At 56.4% G+C, this 22,261-nt stretch carries 16 protein-coding genes and 1 pseudogene; 9 read left to right on the top strand and 8 right to left on the bottom strand.

The genetic code is table 11. The features are described 5' to 3' along the window. Window positions 1–321 precede the first annotated feature (321 nt). The 4 genes from FH08_RS0110830 (at window position 322) to FH08_RS0110815 (ending at window position 4,540) form a co-directional block, all read left to right on the top strand. Window positions 322–1,503: an acyl-CoA dehydrogenase family protein gene (locus tag FH08_RS0110830; protein ID WP_031358335.1), complete on the top strand. Its 1,182-nt coding sequence runs from the start codon at window positions 322–324 to the stop codon at window positions 1,501–1,503. 66 nt (window positions 1,504–1,569) lie between these two features. Then, entirely contained in the window at window positions 1,570–2,604 is a 1,035-nt protein-coding gene (locus FH08_RS0110825) for an acyl-CoA dehydrogenase family protein (protein WP_160172458.1), read from the top strand. Further along, window positions 2,597–3,397: an enoyl-CoA hydratase/isomerase family protein gene (locus tag FH08_RS0110820; RefSeq protein ID WP_031358333.1), complete on the top strand. Its 801-nt coding sequence runs from the start codon at window positions 2,597–2,599 to the stop codon at window positions 3,395–3,397. The genes FH08_RS0110825 and FH08_RS0110820 overlap by 8 nt, the downstream gene beginning before the upstream one ends. A gap of 483 nt (window positions 3,398–3,880) precedes the next feature. After that, the gene (locus FH08_RS0110815; protein ID WP_031358332.1) at window positions 3,881–4,540 is read left to right on the top strand and encodes a TetR/AcrR family transcriptional regulator; all 660 of its coding nucleotides are present in this window, start codon (window positions 3,881–3,883) and stop codon (window positions 4,538–4,540) included. Between the two features lie 236 nt (window positions 4,541–4,776). Here FH08_RS0110815 and FH08_RS53320 read toward each other — a convergent pair. The 3 genes and pseudogenes from FH08_RS53320 to FH08_RS49425 all read right to left on the bottom strand — a co-directional run. Next, window positions 4,777–4,987, bottom strand: a pseudogene (locus FH08_RS53320) (transposase domain-containing protein); the annotation flags it as partial. A 757-nt stretch (window positions 4,988–5,744) separates the two neighbouring features. After that, a complete protein-coding gene (locus FH08_RS0110800; RefSeq protein WP_031358330.1) occupies window positions 5,745–6,962 on the bottom strand; it encodes a porin in 1,218 nt (405 codons plus the stop codon). Between the two features lie 1,606 nt (window positions 6,963–8,568). Continuing rightward, window positions 8,569–10,029, bottom strand: coding sequence for an ISKra4 family transposase (locus tag FH08_RS49425; protein WP_051888113.1), 1,461 nt, complete (start codon window positions 10,027–10,029; stop codon window positions 8,569–8,571). Between the two features lie 300 nt (window positions 10,030–10,329). Here FH08_RS49425 and FH08_RS0110780 point away from each other — a divergent pair, with 300 nt between their 5' ends. From FH08_RS0110780 to FH08_RS0110760, 5 genes are all read left to right on the top strand, one after another. After that, window positions 10,330–10,965: a hypothetical protein gene (locus FH08_RS0110780; protein ID WP_031358326.1), complete on the top strand. Its 636-nt coding sequence runs from the start codon at window positions 10,330–10,332 to the stop codon at window positions 10,963–10,965. Next, window positions 10,962–12,965, top strand: a complete 2,004-nt coding sequence (locus FH08_RS0110775; RefSeq protein ID WP_031358325.1) for a helix-turn-helix domain-containing protein — start codon at window positions 10,962–10,964, stop codon at window positions 12,963–12,965. Before FH08_RS0110780 ends, FH08_RS0110775 begins: the two co-directional genes overlap by 4 nt. A gap of 24 nt (window positions 12,966–12,989) precedes the next feature. Further along, the gene (locus tag FH08_RS0110770) at window positions 12,990–13,967 is read left to right on the top strand and encodes an ATP-binding protein (protein WP_031358324.1); all 978 of its coding nucleotides are present in this window, start codon (window positions 12,990–12,992) and stop codon (window positions 13,965–13,967) included. Further along, the gene (locus tag FH08_RS51320) at window positions 13,954–14,658 is read left to right on the top strand and encodes a hypothetical protein (RefSeq protein ID WP_200878726.1); all 705 of its coding nucleotides are present in this window, start codon (window positions 13,954–13,956) and stop codon (window positions 14,656–14,658) included. Before FH08_RS0110770 ends, FH08_RS51320 begins: the two co-directional genes overlap by 14 nt. A 175-nt stretch (window positions 14,659–14,833) precedes the next feature. Next, window positions 14,834–15,094: a hypothetical protein gene (locus FH08_RS0110760; protein WP_051888111.1), complete on the top strand. Its 261-nt coding sequence runs from the start codon at window positions 14,834–14,836 to the stop codon at window positions 15,092–15,094. Window positions 15,095–15,169: 75 nt separating this feature from the next. Here the strand turns inward: FH08_RS0110760 and FH08_RS0110755 are convergent, their stop codons facing one another. The 5 genes from FH08_RS0110755 to FH08_RS0110720 all read right to left on the bottom strand — a co-directional run bounded on the left by FH08_RS0110755 (window position 15,170) and on the right by FH08_RS0110720 (window position 21,334). Beyond that, window positions 15,170–15,445 (bottom strand): HU family DNA-binding protein, encoded by a 276-nt coding sequence (locus FH08_RS0110755; RefSeq protein WP_031358321.1) that lies wholly within the window; start codon window positions 15,443–15,445, stop codon window positions 15,170–15,172. Between the two features lie 1,164 nt (window positions 15,446–16,609). After that, window positions 16,610–16,909, bottom strand: coding sequence for a type II toxin-antitoxin system RelE/ParE family toxin (locus FH08_RS0110745; RefSeq protein ID WP_031358320.1), 300 nt, complete (start codon window positions 16,907–16,909; stop codon window positions 16,610–16,612). Continuing rightward, window positions 16,906–17,181, bottom strand: a complete 276-nt coding sequence (locus FH08_RS0110740) for a YlcI/YnfO family protein (RefSeq protein WP_031358319.1) — start codon at window positions 17,179–17,181, stop codon at window positions 16,906–16,908. Before FH08_RS0110740 ends, FH08_RS0110745 begins: the two co-directional genes overlap by 4 nt. A gap of 1,967 nt (window positions 17,182–19,148) precedes the next feature. After that, window positions 19,149–20,126, bottom strand: a complete 978-nt coding sequence (locus FH08_RS0110725) for a ParB/RepB/Spo0J family partition protein (protein ID WP_031358317.1) — start codon at window positions 20,124–20,126, stop codon at window positions 19,149–19,151. Then, entirely contained in the window at window positions 20,123–21,334 is a 1,212-nt protein-coding gene (locus tag FH08_RS0110720; protein WP_031358316.1) for a ParA family protein, read from the bottom strand. Before FH08_RS0110720 ends, FH08_RS0110725 begins: the two co-directional genes overlap by 4 nt. Between the last annotated feature and the right edge of the window lie 927 nt (window positions 21,335–22,261).

Raw genomic sequence — 22,261 nt, 5'->3', positions numbered from 1 at the left:
TCTGCTCGAGGCGGCACAAGTCGCGGAGCGCGTGTTTGACCGGCCGCTTGCGGGCAAACTCATGCATGCGGGGCGCCCGAATCGGCACCCGGTTAACAACCTCGTGATCTCGACCGGCGCGGGCGCACATCGAGATTCGACGTGATCGTGCATCTGCTTCTCCCCTACACACTCAAATCCGCCGACTGTGCTGCCATATCGATCACAGCATCGGGATCCGCGTCCCAGCGGGACTGTTAGCAAAGCGAGTCGCGAGGGGCCGCGACCCGCCGCGCCGCGCATGACGGCGGGCGCACACCGAAACGCTTCGAGGAAATCAACATGGACTTTCTGCTCACGGAAGAACAGCGCGCCTTTCGCGCCGGACTGCGCAATTGGCTCAAGAAACACTTGCCCGAGAACTGGCGTAACGGCCATTTCACGCCTCGGCTCGAGGACGCCCGGCGGGGAGAGGTATTGCGCGCGTGGGAGCGTAGCGTCTCAGAGGCTGGATATGCTGGTTTGCACTGGCCAACGGCCTACGGGGGTAAAGGTCTGACTTTGGTCGAGCACTTTATATATGGCGATGAATGTGGCCGCATCGCGGCTCCCGAAGGCATCAACCCAATTGGGCGGGAATTGGTTGCAGGCGTTCTTTTGCACGCTGGCAGCGAAGTTCAGAAGAAATACTATTTGCCTCGGATCGCGGCCTGCGAGGACATATGGTGCCAAGGTTTTTCCGAGCCCGATGCAGGATCAGACCTGACTGCGCTCAAGACGCGTGCCGTCGAACGCGACGGCAATTGGGTCGTAACGGGGCGAAAGATCTGGACCAGTTATGCTCAGCATGCCGACATGTGCCTGTTGCTGGTGCGTACGTCGTCGGAACCGAAGAAGCATCAGGGTCTGACGCTCATGGCGGTCCCCATGAACTCACCCGGCATCACGCGGCGCGGCATTCAACAACTCGACGAAGAGTGGGACTTCAACGAAGTGTTTTTTGATGAAGTCGTCGTACCGGCCGAGAATGTCATCGGGCCGGTTGGCGAAGGGTGGCGGGTTTCCGGTGCCGTGCTTGCCATTGAGCGTGCTACTACGCGCCTGTATCGTCAGGCTCGCTATGTCAACGAGTTGCAGCACGCGTATCGCGTGGCGAGCGCTCGCCGGGATGCGGTTGTCGAATCTGATTATTTTCGGCGTGCCATCGCCCAGGCGTACAGTCAATTGCTTGTACTGCGCGCGCTGAACGTCCGCTTTGTGAGCCGAATCGTGGCGGGCGAACAGGTAGGGGCCGAAGCAAGCATTGGCAAGCAATGCTGGAGTCATTTTCATCAGGAATCGACGGGGATCATCGCGGACCTGCTCGAAGAGGATCACTGGTTCCCGCCCGCGGACGATCTGGATTGCGATCGCTTCATGCCCGTGTATTTCCACTCACGCGCCGAAACCATCTTCGCAGGAACGTCCGAGATTCAGAAGGACATCATTGCCGAACGGCTGCTCGACATGCCTCGTGGGCGGTAAGGATCGCGCGGCGATATGACCATAATTGGAATCGATATGTTTAACTTAATCACGCAAGAGCACCGCATGATTCGCGACGCGGTGCGAAAGCTCTTTAACAGCCTCCAAACGAAGGACACCGAAAGGCGTCAACTCGACAAGGTCAGAATAGACGGTGCTACGGTTGGGCGAGCGCTAGGTGAGCTGGGCCTTTTCGATACCGGCGCCGACGATATTGCCATGACATCGGCCCAAGTGCAGGCGTCGGTGGCCATCGAGTCCGGTGCGGCAGCGTTACCGTTCCCCGTGCTCGAAGCACTGACCACGCATGCTTTGGCCATGGGGCGTTGCACTACGACGGTCAGTACCGGGACAACCCGGACGTTGTCGAGCGCGAACTATTCACAGTCCGATCTTCCGATGTTACGAGATGGGCGTCTGGACGGTGTCGCCCGATTGGTTCCCTTTGTTCATCTTGCTGACCACGTCGTGATCAACGCATGGCGGGGAGGTGAAATGGAACTTGTCGAAGTCAGACTGAATGATCCAAATCTTACCCGAGAGGCGCGCGCCACGGTAGAGCCGGATTATTCCCTTGAGGACCTAAGGTTTGATGGCGCAGCCGCGACGCCGCTGGCCGAGGGCGCACAAGCGAACGGTGCCCTAGACGGCTTCCTGCAGCAACGAACTGCCCTGCTAGCGGCCGCGGAGATTGCCGGTGCATGCCGCAGCATGGTCGCGATGACGCGTGAGTATCTGCTCTTGCGGACGCAGTTCGGACAGGTGCTTGGGGCGAACCAATCCCTAAAGCACGCGCTGGCTGATAACCACGTGCGCGTCGAGGCAATGATGGCGTCAATCGACTATGCGGCTGCCGCCATGGACGCGGATGACTTTGATGCTGAGGCTGCTATTTTCGCCGCCAAGCATTTTGCTGGCCGCGCCGGCAAGGCGGTCGCTGACAGCACCTTACAAATGCATGGTGCGATCGGCTACACAATGGAATTTCCTTTGCATCTGCTCATGAGGCGGGTTCACCGCCTGACTACATCGTATGGATCGAACCGAACCCAGGCGGACCGACTTTTCGACATATTTCAACGAGGATGTGTAAATGACTGAAGGCGCTCTTAATGAAGAAAGTCCGATACTCTTCTCAGTAGAAGATGGCATCGCAACAATTACGCTGAATCGTCCAAAGCAAAGGAATGCGCTCTCCATCGCGGCTATGGAGGGTCTTTACGAGTCTTGGGAAAGGATCGACGCGGACCCGAACATTCGTGTGGCCATACTTACTTCCAGCGACTGCGGTACGTTCTGCGCAGGGATGGATTTAAAGGAGACCAGCAGGGTAAAGCAGGAGACGGGAAAGGACATCCTGACTTTTTTTAAAGACCCGTTCCACTTTCGCATGCGTCGCGTCAAGGTTCCCATTATTGCTGCAATGACCGGCCATCTGATCGCCGGCGGGATGTTGCTGAGCCTGAACTGCGACCTGCGGGTCGGGCTGGCCGGGACTAACATCGGGATCACCGAGTCAAAGATGGGGCGCGGCTCACCGTGGGGCATGCCGCTGCTGTGGATGCTGCCACAGCCTGTGGTGATGGAACTGGTGCTCACCGCCAATCTTATGCAAATCGAGCGGTTCCTGCAGTTGGGCTTCATCAACTACCTGGAAGCCACGCCGGAAGCCGTGCGAGAACGGGCTATGCAGTTGGCCAAGTCAATTCGCGACAATGCACCTTTGTCGGTCCGCGCCGGCAAGCGCTCGCTACTCACTGCGATGAGCGTCGGCTGCGACACAGGGCTCGAAATGGCATGGCACATATACCGAAGCGCGTACGAAAGTGAGGATGCCCAGGAAGGCGCACGAGCCTTTGCGGAAAAACGTCCACCAGTCTGGAAGGGGATGTGAACGAAATTCATGTCTACCCCAACCGCGCTTTTCGGAAGGCACACGACATTCACATGACCCGCAATTTGACGTTTCGCCGGTCCCAATTTCGGAACCGGCGGCCCTGAAAGCAACGTCGATTGAAGCTGTTTACTGATGCGCGGCGATTTTGACGACAGAGCGCAATCTCTCGCCGGTGTCTCGCGCGCTGCTCGTGTAAGGTAGGAATGCCAACGACTCTGGTAGTGTGATCAGCCCCTCTGAATTGTGGCTTGGCAGTAGCCAGACCAATACCCGATTAAACAATTATGGCGCTCCTACCTCTGCCCGCGTGGAGGAGTTCCTACCACGACTTCGTAGATCGTTTAAGCTTGCACCATTAGGGGTCGCTATTTGCCGTTGGGAACAGGTGCACGAACGTACGAAAAACCTCGCTTTTTCGACAACTTGGTGCAATATAATAGCCGACTGCCTGTTCTGTAACGATGATAAAAGGTGCAAAGCATGCCAAGAATTCGCGCGGATGACTATAACGAAAAACGAAGCAACATACTGAACGCTGCATCAAGCTTGTTCGCAGAGTACGGCTATGCTGGGACGAAAATGGAGCAGATTGCCGAGCGGTGTGATGTCTCCAAATCGATGCTATATCACTACTTCGAGAGGAAGGAAGACGTACTTTTCGCCATTATGCAGGAGCACGTGCTCCGCCTGATCAAGTTGGTGCAACTCCACGTAGAATCGGGCAGGACCGATAACAAAGAGGAGTTTTTTCGTTACTTTGTTCAGTTATGGTTGGAACCATCGGATGATGTTCGCGCTCGCCATGTGGTTGCACTGGTCGATATGCGATACCTGACCGACAAGCAGAAGGCAAAACAGAAAAAGATCGAAAAAATCCTATTGGACCTGGTTTCGAACGTGCTGGCGACTGTAAATGGGAACGTAAATCCGGTCGAACGCAAAATCTACAGTCTGTTGCTCGTAGGCATGATGAATTGGATCGAGATCTGGTACAAGGAATCTGGAGCGATATCGCCAAGAGACCTCTACGAGATGGTCGGTGGTTTGTTCCTGTCCGGCTTCTTGGAAGCGAAGACTCGGGTTCGTGGCGCTCGCCAGAATACGCTCGGTCCGAAGAAAGAAATGACGTCAACTAAGTAGAGACCTAGCGTTGCTGTGCCCTCCTCGTGCCGAGTTCGGGCGGGAAATGTGGATAAGGGTGCGGAATGGCCTCGCGAGACGGTGGAGTCTGCTCAGGAAAGGCCACAATGTGACTCATACGTAGGACGTGATATCGACAATCCGCTTCGGATTTTCAGTCGCCCTAAGGTAGGCGATCCGCCAACCCCAGACTGTTCAGGCGTCATTTCGCTGGCTAAATTCTGGCGATGGAGCTTCCACGGCAACAACGCTTCGATGGCCTCGACGGACTGCGCCGCTGGCAATCCACGCGTCACCCAGCGCAGCCAGGTGCACGGCTCAAGCTCGTTGGCGCGTGCCGTTTCGATGATCGAGTAGATCACCGCACTCGCGTGTGCGCCGACGGGCGTATCGGCGAACAGCCATCGTTTTTTTTCGGACCACAAACGGGCGAATAGCATTCTCGATGTCGGGCTGTTCGCTCACGTCCTCGCCAATCTCCACCATCGGTGTCCCGCATGGACACATGGGGCTCACCTTCCGGCACCTCGTGCACGATGTCCACGCGCGGCCGGTCAAACGGAAGCGGCGCCTGATCCCTGCTCAGCGGTGCTCGCAGCGGACGGCAACTCCGCTTCGTCGAACACGTGCGCGTGGCTTGCGGGCTGTTCGGTGCTCGCGCCGACGTGCCGCTGGCGCAGCAGAACGACCTGCTCGTACAGGTGGCCAATGTGTGGCGCATCGTGTGCTCGTGGGCCCGCTTGAGCGCCTGCTGAACGCTTTGATGAGCCGTCAGCTGGGCATGCAGCAACGTCTTCAGCGCATCCACATCGTCAGGTAACTGCGCAGGCAGGGGCGGCAGCGGCGCTGCCTTGACTTCAGGTAACGCAAGCTTGAGTCGGATCGAAGGTGTCTTTCTGGCAGCAAGCTTGCCACTGCGTTAACACCATAATTGATCAAGATACCTATTTAAAATGCAATGTCTCGCGAGGAGTAATCCAGATTTGCAGGCTGCCTAGCGCCAGCAATCGCACAGCAAGTGTCCCGTTCTGTTGTTAACTTACCCTATGTTTACGTAGCGTGCTGGTATCAACGGAACCGGAGATACGAACATCCCAAATCGTTGGACGGACGTCCAACTTTTGGGATGCAATTCAAGGATCGGAGATGCATTGGAGGCACGCGGCAGCTGTTTCCGCCGAGGTGCGGAAGTTGCGCGGAGACTCTAAAACTTATGCAATAGTGCTAATCGAAACCCCACCTGTCTATTTGTTGCCGATGGACTAAAACCGGTGATCGACGCCACAGCAGGTTGACCAAGTGAGTCGCGACCACTCGCGCGCTGGAGGACGGCGAGCGCGTAAACATCGGTCCGTTTTGATAGACTATAGTCAGCTTCGAAATCGAGTTGATAGTACTTGGCGCCGCCATCGTCATTGACAGAATTTCGCTTCGTATAGTCAAATGCAGACGCAAGGAGAAATGAGGGTGTCAGTCGCGAGCTCACATTGAGTTCGGCATTGATAAAGTTGGCCGAGCCTGAGTACTTTAGTGGATTGGGGCCCGACGCGGAGCCAAGCGACTCAAAGCGTGGATTCGTCACTACGACTCCAATTGTCGTCTGATTTAGTGCGTATGTGGCACCAACTCCAATAATCTGCGTGGTTTTCGCCGATGCATAGCCAGCAAAGACGGGGTTTCCTTGCGGAGATGTCGTCGATCCAAATGAACCCAAGTTATTCGCCGTCGCCGTGCCTTTATTCGGTGTGTTCCCATAAAAGGAAACGTTCGGATCGCGTGCATTGAAGTAGCCCGCCCCAAAAGAAAATGGACCTGCAGAATAGTTTGCTCCTAGAGACCAGATTTGATTTTGGGTAAAGTTCCCAGCTACTCCGCCGAAGCTATACATTCCTCCCACCCTGAATCCATTCATTACCGACGATCTGAACTTGATCGAATTGTTAGTGCGATTTGTATTTGCCAAATTGTCTACATCGTCGGGGTGAGTCCCAATGTATGCGGGCCAAACGCGCAGGATCGATAGTAACTGCACAGCTTCAATATAGGAGTCGTACTGACGGCCTAATGTAACGGTTCCCAAATCATTCGAGAGGCCGACCCACGATTGCCGCCCAAATTCCGCGCCCCCTTGTTGAATCACGCCGGTGTTCATGCCGAACCCGTTCTCGATGGTGAAAATCGTTTTTAGGCCGCCCCCGAGATCCTCGGAACCTTTTAAGCCCCAGCGATTTCCAAATCCTAATGCACCGTCTGTCAAAGCAGTTTGAGGATGTCCGACAAGCGTTCCTCCCGACTTTCCGGTTTGCGCGTTGTTTACGTATGTGATCCCGCTATCCAGGGTCCCATATAGGGTCACAGTGCTTTGTGCGTACACCGTAAAAGCAGTGCCACCGAGAACTACAGCTGTAAAAATCCGTCTCATAAATGTCTCCAAATCTCATTAAGATGCACATTTAATTTGCCAAGCTTTGTACTTGAATCTTTACAGCACAGTGCTTTACTTTCCTGCTTCTGTTGAGCAGCATTCGCGCTCAGAAGCGTCGTTACAACGCCTCGCGTTGCTACCGGGGAAATCTTGCGCAGCAACGGGGCAAGTCGTCAGAGACAACTGCTAAAACCGACAGACTCAGCATCAGTTCTCCCATCTAGCCAAGTTAAAGGAAAAGCATCCTCGCCTGTTTCGCTTTTGCCGTCATGTCTATAGAGCTGTTGCTGCAGGCGGTCCGAGATTTGCGTTCTTCGGAACGCTCTTCTGCGGCACTTCGTCGCTCACTCTGGACCGGGAACATGAATGATGTTCACTACACCGCCTTCGGCCTGCGCAGAGATTTGATCGCCACTTAACAAAGACTTGCTTAATTTAATCTCGCATCTTCTCGAAACCTATTAGTTAGTTTACCTAATTGCATAAGCGTGTCTCTCAAAGATACGGAACGAACGCAGTAGCCACCGTTGACATTGCACCAAAGCCTTTTGGCAACCATCGGATCCATCTTGGAAGCAATGCTACTAATTCGGCTGTCCAGGGTTTCCAAACAAGGTAGACGATCGAGTCAAGCCAACTATCGCGATGACGGTGACGACCACATTCTGGTGAGACAGATGGCACATAAGCGCGGCAAAGAGAACGACGCTCTTACGGCCGACGACATTGGCGACGGGTCGCCATAGCGCATCTACAAGCTTATGGGACAATTCGTCCCATAAGCTTGTCTTTAAGAGGATCATTTGGTCATCTTCCATTCCATCACCGCTGGTTTCGACACGATTGCGAGGCCTAGCTTGCGGAGAATCCGCTCTGTTTCCGAATTTTTATCATTATGCGACCGACGTGTCGGATTGTAATAGTGGACTTCCCTATGTCGCCGCTACCTCGCCTGCGCGTCATCGAGCGAGGCACTCGTCACGACCTCGCCGAACGTGCATGGTCATAGGCACGAAACGCAGGACTGGCGGGCCAGCACACGTATACCGAGATAAAAGCGTCGCTGTTGCGCGTATAAAATTGTCGACCCGCGTTCGGGCGGCTGCGAGCCGTCTGCTAGCGTCGGGGTAACGCTATACGAGCAGAGGTCGAAATTGGACAAGTCAACCGGTCTTTCGACTGCGCTGGCAATGCATCGGCGATGAAATTGCTATCCGCCCTTCCCTTCGCATCGGTCTCAGATTCGAGATCGAGATCGGACTTCCATAGCGCGTCCGGCTAGATCGACAGCGTGGTCGGCAGAAAATAGACTTAGCGGTAGACATGGAAATTGATTCCGTGCCCGCGATAGAGCAAATTGTCGAGCAAGGGCACCTGAACACTATCCTTACCTGCGGCGTCATTCATGCTGAGGTAGCAATGGGTCGCCTCACCGTTACGCCGAATGCAAGCCCGGATATTCGCAGCTACGCCCAAACATCGTGCCGGAAGCAAGACAACCCACGCTCTGCTGCAGATCGTGTCAGCCGAATTAAGCGCTTTGTCGTAGACCACAATGAAGTTGTCACCGATTCGAGAGTGAACCAAACCGTGGGAGGTCAATTCATGCCGCGCGGCGTGCACTCGGCGAGTTTTCAGCTGCAGAAGTCTTGGTCAACACGGCAAGTTTCTCAACCGAGAATTCTTCGTTGAGTACAGCAACTCTGACCTGTGCCAGACAGTGCGCTCCCTCGTCCGTCCATCGCATTTGTTGCTTCTTCGCCATGCGATGGCTGACCACCAGGTTCACCGCGGACTCGGCAATGCTACTGCTGATCGGTAGACCCTTGTGATAGCGCGTTCCATAGTTCACCAGCGTACCGGCGTTGCGCTCGATGTAGAAGTACAGGCGGCGCAGGTTCCAGAACAACGTCGAGTGCTCATAGCCTTCCCTTGCCAGCAGCGTGGCGTCCAGGGCTTTGATGCGGAAAACGGATTGTCGGCCTTTTCCATGCCAAACCAGCCACTTGGCGTGATCGATCTCTGTCTCTACAGCGATTCGCTCTTCGGGCTCAATCGTCTGGCTTCCTAACACCGAGTTCTTGGCAGCCTTAAACTTCATCGCGATGTGAAACCAGTCCAGAATCCTCCCCCTAGCGAGCTGGCTGCCGTCCACAGCCTTGCCAAATTCGCCAGCGTCATCGCTGATCACGGTGACTCGCTCGTTTGGAGCCACGCCGCTTGCAAAGAGAAATTGGTCCAGCCGCGCGGGAGCCGATGGGACCAGCTTATGTACGTACGCGTACAGACGCGGGGTGCGATCCGCAAGAGTTGCACGGCCCGCAACGATGTTGACATGTCGATCCCGCGGCAAGTTCTGCGCCCAAGGCGATTTCAGCTCCGCAAGGTCGCGCGCCGCTTTGCGGGTCTTGGGGCTGCTGCTGAAGCTCAGCCAAGCCGAGTCGACGCTCACGCAGCCTACGGTGGTCGATTCGCGGACCTGCTCTTCGCTGAGCGCTTTTGGTCCAGAGGCGATATCGCGCTCGATCTGCGCGTCCAGCGCGCTACCGACGGCGAGAATCCGACGGCGAGTACTACCGAAGGAAATCCCTTTGTCCAGCGGAAGGACCTCTCGAAGCAGCTCAGTGGCCTGACGGTAGGGTAGATGGGCCGCCCACTTGGCCTGCAGATACTCCAATTCTGGCGTCACACGCTGGTGAACGGCCTTACACAGCGGACTCACAGAGCGGCGCGCTTGCCCTTGCTTTGCCGCGCAGCTGCACGCCCACAGCCTCGGACTCGGCACGTCGACCTTGCCAAACACGGTTCGCACCACGATCGACCGGGCATCCTTGTGCGCCAGCATCGAGCCACAACGATCGCAAGCCAATTGGCTTTCCATCCACCCGGCAGCCTGCTCCGACACCAACAACGATTGAACCTCAGCGAGCAAGGCGCGGCCTTCGGCAAGTGTAAGTCCCAAGTCGGCGACGCTCCGGTCCTTTCGTTCGACCACAGCAACGGTCGTCGCTTTAGTCTCACTCGTTTCCCCCGCCTCCAGGCGGGCCTCGATGATCAGTCGCATAGCAACTCCAATCGGGTTGGCAACGTCGGCAGCATAGCTGATACAGCGAGCGTACCGGGCGGCCTTGTTGGGCTCTTTTCGTTAGAAACTTCGCGGATTCCAAACGGCGTATCCCATCAGGTAAGGCGTCTCGTCGTCTATGACGGCGGTCAAGTCGACGGTCAAGTCGACGGAAATAGCCTCCCACGGTTTGGTTCACTCTCAGTCCGAACGAAATAAAAGCGTCAATTCGCATAAGTCCGTATTAAATTCGTCACCTCGCCTCCTACACTTCGAATCCCGTCCGTAAGGCCCCGACTTATGGAAAATTCTCTGTATATTCCGGAGCCAGTCGCGCTCGCCCGTCCACGCGGCGGCCACCGGCTCGAAGCATTCAGCCCGAAGCTTGCGCGCCGCGTCATGTTTTACCGGCGTCCGCTGCTCGACCAATGGCTGCTCCTTGAGACGAATCCCAAAGTGATTGCGTTTTGCGAACGCCCAGGCTATGTGATGATCAACGGATCCCGTCGTCTCGCTGACTTCTGGGTCCATTACGTCGATCTGCGAGAATTAGTTATCCTCATAGAATCTGAAATTGATGGATCGGTTAAAGCGTTCCCCTGCGACCATGAGGAAAACGAGTTACTGATCCGGTTTGTCGCGCCGGCTGAACTAGCCGCTGCGCGTGTATGGCTCGACAACTGGCAGCGGATGCTCCCCTACCTTGTCACCAACCGCGATCTCATTCCGTCAACGCTGTCCGGAACGATCGCCCGTTTCCTGAAGCAATCTCAACGATTGCTCGATATCGAGCGGGAATTCTCGTCCGCCGATCCTGTTCTGGTTCGCGCTGCCTTGTTTGGTCTGCTTCATGACGGCCGGGTCAGCTCACACGAGTTTCAAACCCAACCCCTGTCCCTGCTCACGCCATTCGTGGCTACGGAGGCAACCTTATGAATCGCCGCAAACCAGATCTGCAGGCGATCGACGTTAGCGCCTGGCCCACTGTCGCCTACACCGGGTTTGACCAGGCGACGCGGAACATGTTCGAGAAGCGCCAACAGGCCATATTGCGCTACGTCGCCGGGGAATCGATCAGGGAAATTGAGAAGTCCGCCGGTATCAATCGCCGTCAACTGTACCGCTGGCTCGAACGCGCGCAGGAACAGCATTCTGACGGGCGTCCTTTCGGCTTTCGGGGACTTATCCGCTACATGCGCATCGCAGAGTATGAGCGAGTGCGCGACGTACAGGTGCACGGCGAACGCGGCAGTCGAGGCGCCGCTGGCGCTCTGTCGCAACTCTTTGAACGCTATCCGGCGCTTGCAGGATGGCTGCTTCTTCAGGTCAAACGTCGCGGGGTACTGCTTGAGCAGATACATACCGACGGTCACTTACGAACTCGCCTGCGCGGTCTGCAATCGCTACACGATGACTTCCTGCACCAATGTCGGTCGGTAGGGTTGACGGCAGGTGACTATCCGTTCAACACAGCCGACCGTGCACTCCGTTCGCTGTCACGACGCTTAAAGGTGGAAATGTTGCGCACGTTCGGGACGGCGGCCCGCTCGGCCGGAGCGTCGCACCTCAAGGGCTTGCCTCGCCTCGACGCAGCAGGTACGCCCGCGGCGATGCGTCCGTATCAGGTCGTCGAATTCGACGGCCACCGGCTCGACATCCGGCTCAAGGTTGTCGTACGCGATCCACTCGGCTTTGCACACGAATTCGAGATGGAGAGGGTTTGGCTCCTTGCAATCATAGACGTGTGTACGCGCGCCGTGCTCGGTTACCACATCGCATTAGCCAGAGAATACAGCCGCTACGACGTCATCAAGACAATCGAGAATGCGCTAGAACCTCATCACGCGCGGACGTTCACGATAGCTGGCCTCGCCCGTGGAACGCAGGACGGCTTTCCGTCGGAGCGCCTACCCGAACTGGCGTATGCAACCTGGGAATGGATGAAGCTCGACAACGCGAAGGCAAATCTCGCGAATGAGACCTTGACGGCGCTATGCGAGTTCGTTGGCTGCGTGGCTGACGCCGGACCGAAATACAGTCCCGACGAACGGCCTTATATCGAGCGGTTCTTCGGCACGATCGCCAGTCGCCTCTCATCTCGGTTACCCGGCTACACCGGTTCTCATCCACGAGACCTGCGTCGGGCACTCGCTGATCCTAAAGGCGACCTGCGCCTCTTCGTCTCCCTTGACGAATTGGGTGAACTGGTTGAGTACGCCATCTCAAGTTACAACGGTACGCCCCACACCGGCCTCAACAACGCGACGCCGCTGGAAGCCATGGAGTACTTCGTGCGTGGCAGGCAAACGCTGCTGGCGTGGCTCGCTGAACAGCGTCGCCGAACGCTCTGTCTGATGCAATCGGCAAGGCAGTGCCGCGTTCGGGCCTATATCGGGCAGGGTGTGCGTCCGCACATCAACCTTTACCGCGTCCGTTACACAAACCGTGTGCTTGCTGCCAGTACGCATCTGATCGGCCAGCGTCTGCTGATCTACATGAACGCGGACGATCTTCGCTCCGTACGGGCCTTTCTCGCGGATGGCACGGAGTTGGGCGTACTTGACGCTCAGGGCGCGTGGCAGTTGGTGCCGCACAACCTCAAGCTACGTCAGGAGATCTGCAAACAGTCAGGCAAGCGCCAGCGATTCTCTGACGCCGGCATGAATCCGATCGAAGCCTACGTTCAGGAGAAATTCACACAGGCGAAGAAGACGCGCAAGGCGGCGACCGATCTTGCCCGTACGAAGCAGTCGCTGGCGTCGGCGTCGACCGTACGCACGCCGCTCGGGCCGAGCCGTCCCGCCGAGAGCGAAACTGCAGTTACAGCGCGCACGCAATCATCGACGCAATCGCAAACCGACGGGCTCGCCTCACTTCCGCCACCCACGCCGGTGCGTCCACGAAAGCTCTCGATTGGGACTGGCCAAGTCTTTTAACTTCGTCATTTTAGGGAGTGTGTCATGTCGCTTAAGATACCGCGTCCGGTCGATCCATCGCTGCATCCACTCGTCACCGGCAATTACCGTCTCGCCACACCCGCGATCGAAGGCTTCTACCAACTCGTCACGCGCTGTCTGCGCTACCGGATCATGGGTGCGCTCATCTATGGCCCGTCGCGGGTTGGCAAGACCCGCGCCATCGAGTACGTGCGGCTTCTACTCGCACGCGAATACCCGAAGATCACCACCTACCATGCACAGTGCGAGCACAAGCCGAGGCACGCCGAGGGCCCGTTCTTCGCAACGCTGCTTGAGGCGGTCGGCGACACTTGTCCGAATGCCGGCACAACGTCGACCAAACGAACGCGACTCTCGTTGCGCATTCGCGAGGCGGCCGCCAGGGCCGGAAGTGGCACCGTGATCCTGTTCTGCGACGAGGCGCAGAGACTGAATGACCACGAGTACGAATGGCTGCGCGACGTGCACGACGCGCTCGATCGTCAGCAAATCAAACTGTTCACGTTTCTCGTTGGACAGGAGGAACTGCTTGCACAGAAGACGGCGCTTCAGGTTGCGCACAAGACGCAGATCGTCGCGCGTCTTATGGTCGAAGAACTTGCCTTCTCCGGCATCCGCAACGCCGAGGATGTCGCAACGTGCCTTAATGGTTACGACCAGACCGCCTATCCCGAGCGGACCCCCTGGAGCTTCACGCGCTTCTATGTGCCTCAGTCCTTCGACGCCGGCTATCGACTGACCAGCGACGCCACCGTTCTGTGGCAGGCGTTCGAGGACGCACACCACAAGGCGAGCTTACCGGGGATCCTGGACTTGCCCATGGAATCATTCGCACGCGCTGTCGAGATCGTGCTCAAGGACAGCGAACTCAGGGATGCACCAGGCTACTGCCCCGACGCAGCTTTGTGGACTCACTCGGTGCGTCACTGCGGTTACGTTCAGTCTCGACATGCCACCGGACGCGTGCTTGCGACGGCGTAAGCCGGCGGCGCTTAGGCCGCCTCGTTTCCCGATTCTGGCGTTTGACGAGCGCGAACTCCGTCTGGCGCTCGGGAGCGTCTTCAATCTCAAATGGCTAGTGCCGGGAGAATCACTGGTCTCGATTCTGTGGAAGTTCGGCTGTGCAAACGCACTCGCTGCCGATTTCCTCGTTCAACTGATAGACCCCGATATTGACCCGTCTGTAGGCGTGGCTCCTGTGCGCGAGGTCGTCAACCTCATGCGCCTTCGTCGTCTGCTGCGCCTGCCCGAGAACGTGCTGCACGCATCGCTGCTCGACGCGGCGGTCCCTGGTCGCTACCACCCCGCTTTCCGGTATTGCCGACAGTGCGCGGCACATGGCTACCACAGTGTGCTGTATCAACTCAACGATGAAGACCGTTGTCCAGCGCATCGGCAATCGCTCGAAACGCGATGCCTGCACTGTGGGGAAGAGACGCCCTACATCGTCAACACCAGCCTCGTCGAAGCACCGTTCCGATGCGTCTCGTGCCACTCGCACTTCAGCTACGGGCGCCTTTCGCTACTTTCGACAACCCCGGCGATGCGCAGGCGGGACCGCGCTGCCATCAGTCATCGATTGCGTGTTCGCTCGGACGACAATATGGACGTCCCTCGTCCTGAGCAACGTCCACGGTCGCCGGCTGACGACTTACGCGCCATGAGGCGGTGACACTTTTAATTCGCGTCCGACAACCTGTTGAATTCTCTTGGTTTTTCTCGCCGCCGGCGCTGCATTTAGGCGAATTGACAGATTTAGTTGCGAACTTGTGACAGATTTATTTCGGTCTACGCCAATTCCTGGCCGGCACCGTTGCATCGCCGTTGCTCAGTCCGAAATCGAATTGATGGCCGGTCCCGCTTCCAATAAACGCATTCACTTTTCAGCTATGCAGCGCATCAAACATGTCGGCGCCCGCGCCCGCCTCCTGTTGAAGACGCGTCCCAAGCGCGGAGCGCTGGTGAGGTACGGCGACCGAATCGCGGAGGTGTTGGGTGAGGCACGGGGCGAGCGCGTCATGATCCGTTCGCTGCACGCAGATGGGGTCGAGCGACGCAGCGCGGTGAAGTGGAAAAATCTAAGGTTGCTCGACGATCAATTGTTCTAGTGCGAGCTCGCAGGTATAGCGCCGAACTCATAGCATCCGCCTGCGACCCGCGCAGACGGAAACACGTTTAACGCCCTACTGGTTCACTGCGTCTTTAAACGCTTTGCCGGCGGTGAACTTGACGGTCGTCGACGCGGCGATTTGAAGCGCCTCACCGGTCTTCGGGTTGCGACCCGCGCGGGCCGCACGCGCGCCCGTACTGAAAGACCCGAATCCAATCAGTTGAACCGCATCGCCCTTGACCACCGCGTTCGTCACGGTCGCTATAAATGCGTCGATCGTTTCTGCTGCGGCGGATTTCGCGATGCCCACTTCGCTTGCCACCGCATCGATGAGTTCCTGTTTGTTCATGTTCGCGTTCTCCAATTTAAGCGAAAGACAGCCTATGTACCTGTCGGGTCCGGAGGATACCGCACCGGACGTACCTCGTTGGTGCGAGGCAGCGCCGGTATGACAGTGGCAGCGCCCTGCTTCTGCATAAGAGTCATGGACGGCGACCAGCCGCCATATTCCGCATATAGGTGTGCGGCTGCACCGGAGCTCCAACGTCCGGGCGACTAGATGCGTGATGCCGGGCAGTTTGCTGATGCCCGGTTGAGGCTGCCATCCCTGCGCTAGTGCAGCTAGTGTGGCGACCAATCAATATGACGTCGCGGTATTGCAGCGTGCCGGCAGAAACTCGTCGTGCAACATCGCCGGTGCGATGACAACGGCCTGTTCCATGAATCTCAGGCTCATCTTTTTTCTTCGGTTCTGGTTTGCGTTTCCCGGAAACCGCTCACGAGGCGGTCGCGGTAGCGAGCGTACCGGAGATTCCTCACGATGCCGTGTGCCATTCGACGACCGCATGACGCGTGACAGCGAGAGAAACGGCGTTTGATTTCGTAACGTAGTGGTTGATACGTTTTCAGACTCAATTGATACAAGCGTCCTGGAAGATCGATGAATTGACGTCGGTGATCGAAGAAAATCCCCGTTAAAGCGCGCCGAGGCCCGAAAGGTTTCCCTGAACCGTGAAACATTTCGGCTTTTAATGCCCCCATTCCTTACTGGTTATGGCTTTGCGGCCACCCAAGTTAGATGTTGATTGTTTCACGGACCTGACGCATTGCGGAGCGCCCTCGCAAGTAGTCCTGCCGCGGTGATCGAGCGAGTGTCGACAACGCCACGCGCTTCAATATTGGACCGGACGCACTGTTGCGCAAACCTCAACGGATCCTGCCGGCGACCGAGGTCCGCAGCCCAAATGGCCGGAGACCGGTCGATCCCTTCGGCTGGCCGGCGGCCTACTGAACATTACGCCCATAATGTCTAATAGTTAACAGGGCTCGTATCGATCGCGCGAACACGCACCCGTCGAACGGCACCGGAGTGTCGCGGCACGGTCCGCCGAGATGAGAAGGCGGAAGGGAATCCGCCCGCCCCGGTATGATCCAGTGGGACGTGCGGCGCACTGCAGTGCTCCACACACTCTTTATCTAATGCTTTAAGGTAACCCGAGAGCAAACGCCATACTTAGTGGTAGTCGTCCTCGCGTTGATGCCGTATGGCGAGAATTGTCACGGTCTCCTCGCCTTCGATTTCGAACAGCGCGACGTAGCCCGTACTACCGAACGGCACGACGAGTTCTCGCAGATAGGGATTGCCAGAGTCGACCTTGCGGCAGGTGAAAGGGAACGATGCAAGCATGTCTGCACCCTTGCGGATCGTTTCCAGAGCTCGTCTGGCAGCCGCAGGGTCCTGTTCTAGTAGAAATTGGTAAAGTCGGATCAAGTCAGCACGCGCTTCACCCGTGTAGCGGACCCGATAACTCAACGAGCACCCTTCCCTTTCTTGGTCGCAGCAAGCATCACTTCGAGTTCTGCGTGCACTTCATCCGCGGCGTAATATTCGCCGGTGCGACGGGCCTCATCCCGGGAAGCGAGCCCTCGCGCGACGAAATCCCGCTGTAATTGACGGCGTGTGACGCTTGATCTCAGTGACGACTCCATCAGCGACGAGAGGCTCTCACCGTCGTTTAAGACACTTTCAGCGGCCTGACGCAGTTCGGGGTCGACACGAAGCGAAGGGAGGGAGGCAGTTTTCATGACGACTCCAATGCGTTGCATTTGCAACGCAAATTTTAGCACAGACTGTCGGATAACGGGCTGTTCTGGCGGTCACCACGCTTTGCGACTTAGTACGGCGACTTGTTTCCGAAAGATCAGTGTCCGTTGACGGACGGACCTCTAGCGCATCGATCACAATCCCGTTCGAGCATGGGTGCGCGGGCACTGCAGGATGTGGTAGATCACTTGGAGGTGCTGTTCGCCTACCTCGCCGGGGTGAGAACGCTGGGTTGAAAGTCGCGGAACTGACACCCCTAGCTGCCGACACACGGTCGATAAGTAGGGTTTGGCGTCACCCCTTGCGCACGCGTGTGCAGCCTTGACAATCGCCGCCTCGCCGATGGTCTCAATGAGCCACTTTAACAACTGACGATCCTGCTCGGTCCGCACTCGTACCCACTGTTCCATGGCTTCCTCGCAGGCTGTATGTTTATACAGTACTCGAATTCGAGGGATTACTGATGACAAGTAGTAGGCCTTTTCCGCCATTGAATGTTGAGCGTGGCTTTGTTTATTGGATACGCCTTCGGGCATGACCGTTAGTTGCGCAACTGCCCACGCATCGTCATTGCGAGGCATGGCGGTACTGAATATCGTGGTGCACATGCCGTCTGCTCGCTATATCAAATGCGGCTCGCTGGGCAGCGCAACGATGGGATGGTGGTGTTGGACTTGCAACGCACGGCCTTTAGACTGTGCGCAAAACTACTTCCGTCAAACGTGTCGCATCGGCGACGGGACTCTCGTTGCTACCAGTCTGGCCACGCTTGAAAAGCAACTCGTCAATGCCGACCAGCTTCAGCTGATACCGAAGATAGCAACGCAGCGCGCAATGGGGACCTGGGACGGAAAACGGGTGTCCGTGATATGGCGATTCGATTCCGTCAGATCTGAATCTCACGTGAGGGTTCAACAACATTGCAGAGCCTTGCCGCTTATATGCGGGCGGAAAACCGGAGGCTCTTTGAGTGCAGGATGGGCACGACGCTAGCGTGACTATGCGTGTCTAGAGTCTAGACACGCTCGGGAAGAAGGCTGTCGCCACGTAGTGATTGGTCCAGCGTGTTAGTCGGACACGCTGGACGGAGGGCGACAATGGCGCTCGGTGAAGTCCTGGAGTACGGGACTCAGCGCCGGCACAATTTCCTAAGCGGCTAGAACAGGCGAAGGGCAGGTTCACAAAGCTCTTCGTGCCGAACTTGAAGCTCGCGACGGGCATTTTTTGACTGGAAATAGACGCTTCCGTTCATCCTATGGTCGCTCGGAGAACCCCTGAATTTCCCAGCAAAGCCAGCTCTCGCGAGCTTGCGTGGGTACCTCAATGTCCTTTGATTTACCTCCGCGGCCCCGACGGTCCATATAATCCCGAAGCAAGTGACGGGGGGAAAGGCGGCCTCGCTGAAGATGTCCGATCGCGAGCATCGGCGATCAACCAAACTGCTGTCTACACCAAGGCAACGACTGGCGCGCGATATCCCGGCATCTTCTCGATGAACTCTCCGGCGTTGTGATCCATTGTTGTTGTGGGCACGCCAACCGCTCTGGTGATTTTCTGGGTCACGGCACTTGCTTTTGCCAATGTGACCCGGTCTTTTGCGAACCGGACGAACGTGATTTTCACGCCCGCATAGAGACATTTGTAGCCCCTACATGTCTCCCGCGCAGAAAATCGGCAGCCAGAAGCGTTGGTATCGCTTCCCGCACCAACGTGTCCTAGCGAGCGCCTCTACACTGCCGCCGTCCTCGGTCAGACTGGGTGTACCGCATGTGTTAATAGCGTCGCTCGATCGAGATCTGCCCACGCGTGTGTCTAGACTCTAGACACGACCCTCGCTGCGAAATCGATCAGAAACGGGCCACCGCGTCTGATTCTGTCTAGACTCTAGACACGCTAGAAAAGAGCACAAAAAAAGCCCGCACATGGCGGGCTTTGCGCTCAGCGTCCCTCAGTTCGTTCTCGGCTGAGCGTGGAACATCTGACTTATAAGCTCCCTAATCTGTGTCTCTTGCGCGTTGGTCAGCACGCCGGACTTGATTTTCACCGTGATCCCGCTGATATCCTTGGTAATGGAGCCCGCGTGTTCCTTGCCAGAAAAGAACTTGTCGATGCTCCGTTCGCTCGCTGAGTTGGCCGTCGTTGCTTGGCGGGTTGCCAACGCCTTAATCGCCGCCGCGACCTTCCCCTGGTCCATATCGCCCTTCACAACGAGGGGCCAAAGTTCCACTGCAGCGTTCATTCCGCTCTCTCCATGCTTCTTGATCGCCGTAACAATCGCCTGAGCCGCAGTCCCACCAAGTAGCCGTGGCTGGATATCCAGGTCCTTCCTGATAAAGTCCGGCAGATTCTCGAACGAGAGAAACTGATAGAGCCCGCTGCGAGACATACCCAGCGCTTCGGCCATTCGCTTCCGATCAGGAAATTCCTTTTCCGTTTGCCTCATGGACGTGGCAACTTCATAGTCCGACAAATCGTCACGGCTGACATTTTCCACGAGGGCCAGCACCGCCATGTCCGCGTCGGAACACTCCACGACAACTGCCTTTATAGTGGCAAGCTCGATCATTTTGTGCGAGCGCCACCTACGTTCGCCCGCCACAATCTGATAAATATCCCCCGAGCGGCGCACCACGATAGGCTGCATAAGCCCGACTTCTCGAATAGATTCGGCTAGTTCCGACAGCTTCGCCTCGTTGAATACTCGCCGCGGCTGCCAGGGGTTCGCCACAATATCTGACACCGCCAATTGCGAGGCAGCGCCAGTGGACTCCAGCTCTTGCACACGGAGCTGCGCAACCGCCAACGCCCCTGCAAGGCCAGGCGCCGTTTGCGTTCGAGTGCTACGTTTCACCTCGTCTTCATTGATAGACGAAGTCGCTCGTATGCCCGCCGTCTTGGCCAGTAATTGTTCACGCATGTTGCTCATTGCGCGTTCCTCCATTTTTCCGCATAGATTTCATCTATCCAACGACAGTAATCGACAAGAGGCTGTCTAACCCGCTGCAACGACTTGGACGCGCTATGGGTACTGCTGACGTCGAACACCGTTGAGAACGCAAGCGCTCCCGTGCTCATTACAGAACTCGCGGGCACTTCAATCGAGTGCAACCAACTCTCGTAGGCACTTTGTGCCCATGCTCGCACGATAGGTGCTGAAGAGTTACGGCCATAATCGACTCTCGAAAGCAGCAACGAAATAAAGTCGTATTTCTTGTCCGTCTCGTACTTCATGAAACTCTTGGACACGTCAGAAAACAGGCGCCAGAACGACAGCGAGCTAATGAAGTCGAGATTCTCCGGGACCATCGGCATAACCATCGCGTCTGCTGCAAGCAGTGCGTTCAGATTGAGGTACGACAGAGAGGGCGACGTGTCCATGAGAATGTAGTCATATCGCTTGCGGAGCGGCTCTAAACCTTGTCGCAACACAGTCCAAAACCGAAATCCAGGTCTCATCTTCTGCATCGCGGGCAGATGGAACTCTGCACCAATTAATTCAGTGTGAGCCGGGATCACATCAAGACCATCCCAGTACGTTGACTGAACTCTCGCCTCCAGTCCGCCTTCGATGTCCTGGTCATAAATGTAAGGCAGAATCGTGTCGTCCGGCGTCACATCCTTTTCCGCGTAAAGACCGCAAAGTTCGGAAAGCGAGGCTTGCGGATCCAGGTCGATAACCAGCACCTTGCGTCCGCGCAAGGTCAATCCCTGCGCCAAGCACATGGTTGTGGTTGTTTTTGCCGATCCCCCCTTTAATTGGGCCGTGATGATGATTTTCCCTTCAGGCTCACGTGTCCCGGTAACAAGCGGAGTCTGATAGATGTCAGAGACTTTTTGCACCCAGACGCGCGCCTCCTCTAGAGTGAAGGTCCGGGTACGCCCAGTGCCTGCTGCCGTGCCCGAGGGCAACTCTCCGTCACTCTTTGTGGCGAGGTATTGAACCTGAGAATGGGCGATATTGCACATTTCGGCGATCTCTCCTGTCTTAAAGACAGGGGCAGCCTTTCTCGGCCGTGGCGCGAGGATAGTGTCGCGCAGTTCATCTGTGAAAATCGAGACCTTTTCAGCAAACTGGCTAATCTGCTCAAGATGAACAGTTCTGTCTACAGCAGGAAGTTGGCTTGTTTTCACCATTCTGAGGTTTTTCCGGAAATTTTAATTAACCTCAGAATACAGGAAAGACTTAGCAATTGCGCTATAAATTGCTGTTTACTATAGCGATATCCTCTGAAAGCGCCCCGTCGAAGTGTCCTTCGCAATGTTATAGAGTACCTTCGCCAAGCGTGAAACCCGACCTCCTCTTCCGAACCATCGCACTCCATTCCGCTATTGTTGGCTGCAGACCGTTAGATCAACCTTCAATCACTACTCAGGCTTCAAGGTGAGGTCGATTGTGCTGCTATTACACCTGCGGTGTTTGACCATATCCAAATTGCACAATGGACCTCACCTTCATAGTCAGGTATCAGGAAAGACTTCACGGAAAAGGCGTGGAAAGATCCTCACGAGTGAATCTGCACAATCAACCTCACCATAAATCTTGCTCACCAGTCCGCGCAGGATCAGTTTTTAGGGCATTGCACAATTGACCTCACCGTCGACAACAGTTCACATATCAACGTATTGAAGACTAGTTGGTTTGTTTTTTTAAAGAATTAAACCAACCAACTTACCAACAGCGACCCACGACTACGTTTAGTTTCAAGAGCTTAACCTTGGGAAAGTGAGGTTTCTTGTGTCAGGGGTGAGGTTAACTGTGCACAGAGGTGAGGTTCGTTGTGTGCGGAAGGTGAGGTTCGTTCCACACCAAGGTTAGGTTTGATGTGCGGAAAAAAACTGCTCTACCAAAGGTGAGGTTGGCTGTGCAGTACCGGGTAGGCGTCGCTGCCAGCGGCACGAGATAAGGCGTGACTGCTGGGCGGAGGTTCAACGTGGTGAGGTCGATTGTGCCCAGGTGAGGTTAATTGTGCGTAGCCGGCAAAGGCAATGCGGACAGCCCTGTCTGGCTGGAGGAGGGTGAGGTTGTATGTGTTGACAGCTCACCCACGCATGCTACATTCG

This window comes from Caballeronia sordidicola, assembly GCF_000729995.1.
Classification (GTDB): Bacteria; Pseudomonadota; Gammaproteobacteria; order Burkholderiales; family Burkholderiaceae; genus Caballeronia; species Caballeronia sordidicola_A.
The sequence above is the reverse complement of the archived record's forward strand: the minus strand, read 5'-3'. Positions and strand labels throughout refer to the sequence as shown.

What these genes read in the sequence shown, in the direction of transcription:
- FH08_RS0110830 (WP_031358335.1), top strand. Translation starts at nt 322, where the DNA reads ATGGACTTTCTGCTCACGGAAGAACAGCGCGCCTTTCGCGCCGGACTG.
- FH08_RS0110825 (WP_160172458.1), top strand. Translation starts at nt 1,570, where the DNA reads ATGATTCGCGACGCGGTGCGAAAGCTCTTTAACAGCCTCCAAACGAAG.
- FH08_RS0110820 (WP_031358333.1), top strand. Translation starts at nt 2,597, where the DNA reads ATGACTGAAGGCGCTCTTAATGAAGAAAGTCCGATACTCTTCTCAGTA.
- FH08_RS0110815 (WP_031358332.1), top strand. Translation starts at nt 3,881, where the DNA reads ATGCCAAGAATTCGCGCGGATGACTATAACGAAAAACGAAGCAACATA.
- FH08_RS0110800 (WP_031358330.1), bottom strand. Translation starts at nt 6,962, where the DNA reads ATGAGACGGATTTTTACAGCTGTAGTTCTCGGTGGCACTGCTTTTACG.
- FH08_RS49425 (WP_051888113.1), bottom strand. Translation starts at nt 10,029, where the DNA reads ATGCGACTGATCATCGAGGCCCGCCTGGAGGCGGGGGAAACGAGTGAG.
- FH08_RS0110780 (WP_031358326.1), top strand. Translation starts at nt 10,330, where the DNA reads ATGGAAAATTCTCTGTATATTCCGGAGCCAGTCGCGCTCGCCCGTCCA.
- FH08_RS0110775 (WP_031358325.1), top strand. Translation starts at nt 10,962, where the DNA reads ATGAATCGCCGCAAACCAGATCTGCAGGCGATCGACGTTAGCGCCTGG.
- FH08_RS0110770 (WP_031358324.1), top strand. Translation starts at nt 12,990, where the DNA reads ATGTCGCTTAAGATACCGCGTCCGGTCGATCCATCGCTGCATCCACTC.
- FH08_RS0110760 (WP_051888111.1), top strand. Translation starts at nt 14,834, where the DNA reads ATGGCCGGTCCCGCTTCCAATAAACGCATTCACTTTTCAGCTATGCAG.
- FH08_RS0110755 (WP_031358321.1), bottom strand. Translation starts at nt 15,445, where the DNA reads ATGAACAAACAGGAACTCATCGATGCGGTGGCAAGCGAAGTGGGCATC.
- FH08_RS0110740 (WP_031358319.1), bottom strand. Translation starts at nt 17,181, where the DNA reads ATGAAAACTGCCTCCCTCCCTTCGCTTCGTGTCGACCCCGAACTGCGT.
- FH08_RS0110725 (WP_031358317.1), bottom strand. Translation starts at nt 20,126, where the DNA reads ATGAGCAACATGCGTGAACAATTACTGGCCAAGACGGCGGGCATACGA.
- FH08_RS0110720 (WP_031358316.1), bottom strand. Translation starts at nt 21,334, where the DNA reads ATGGTGAAAACAAGCCAACTTCCTGCTGTAGACAGAACTGTTCATCTT.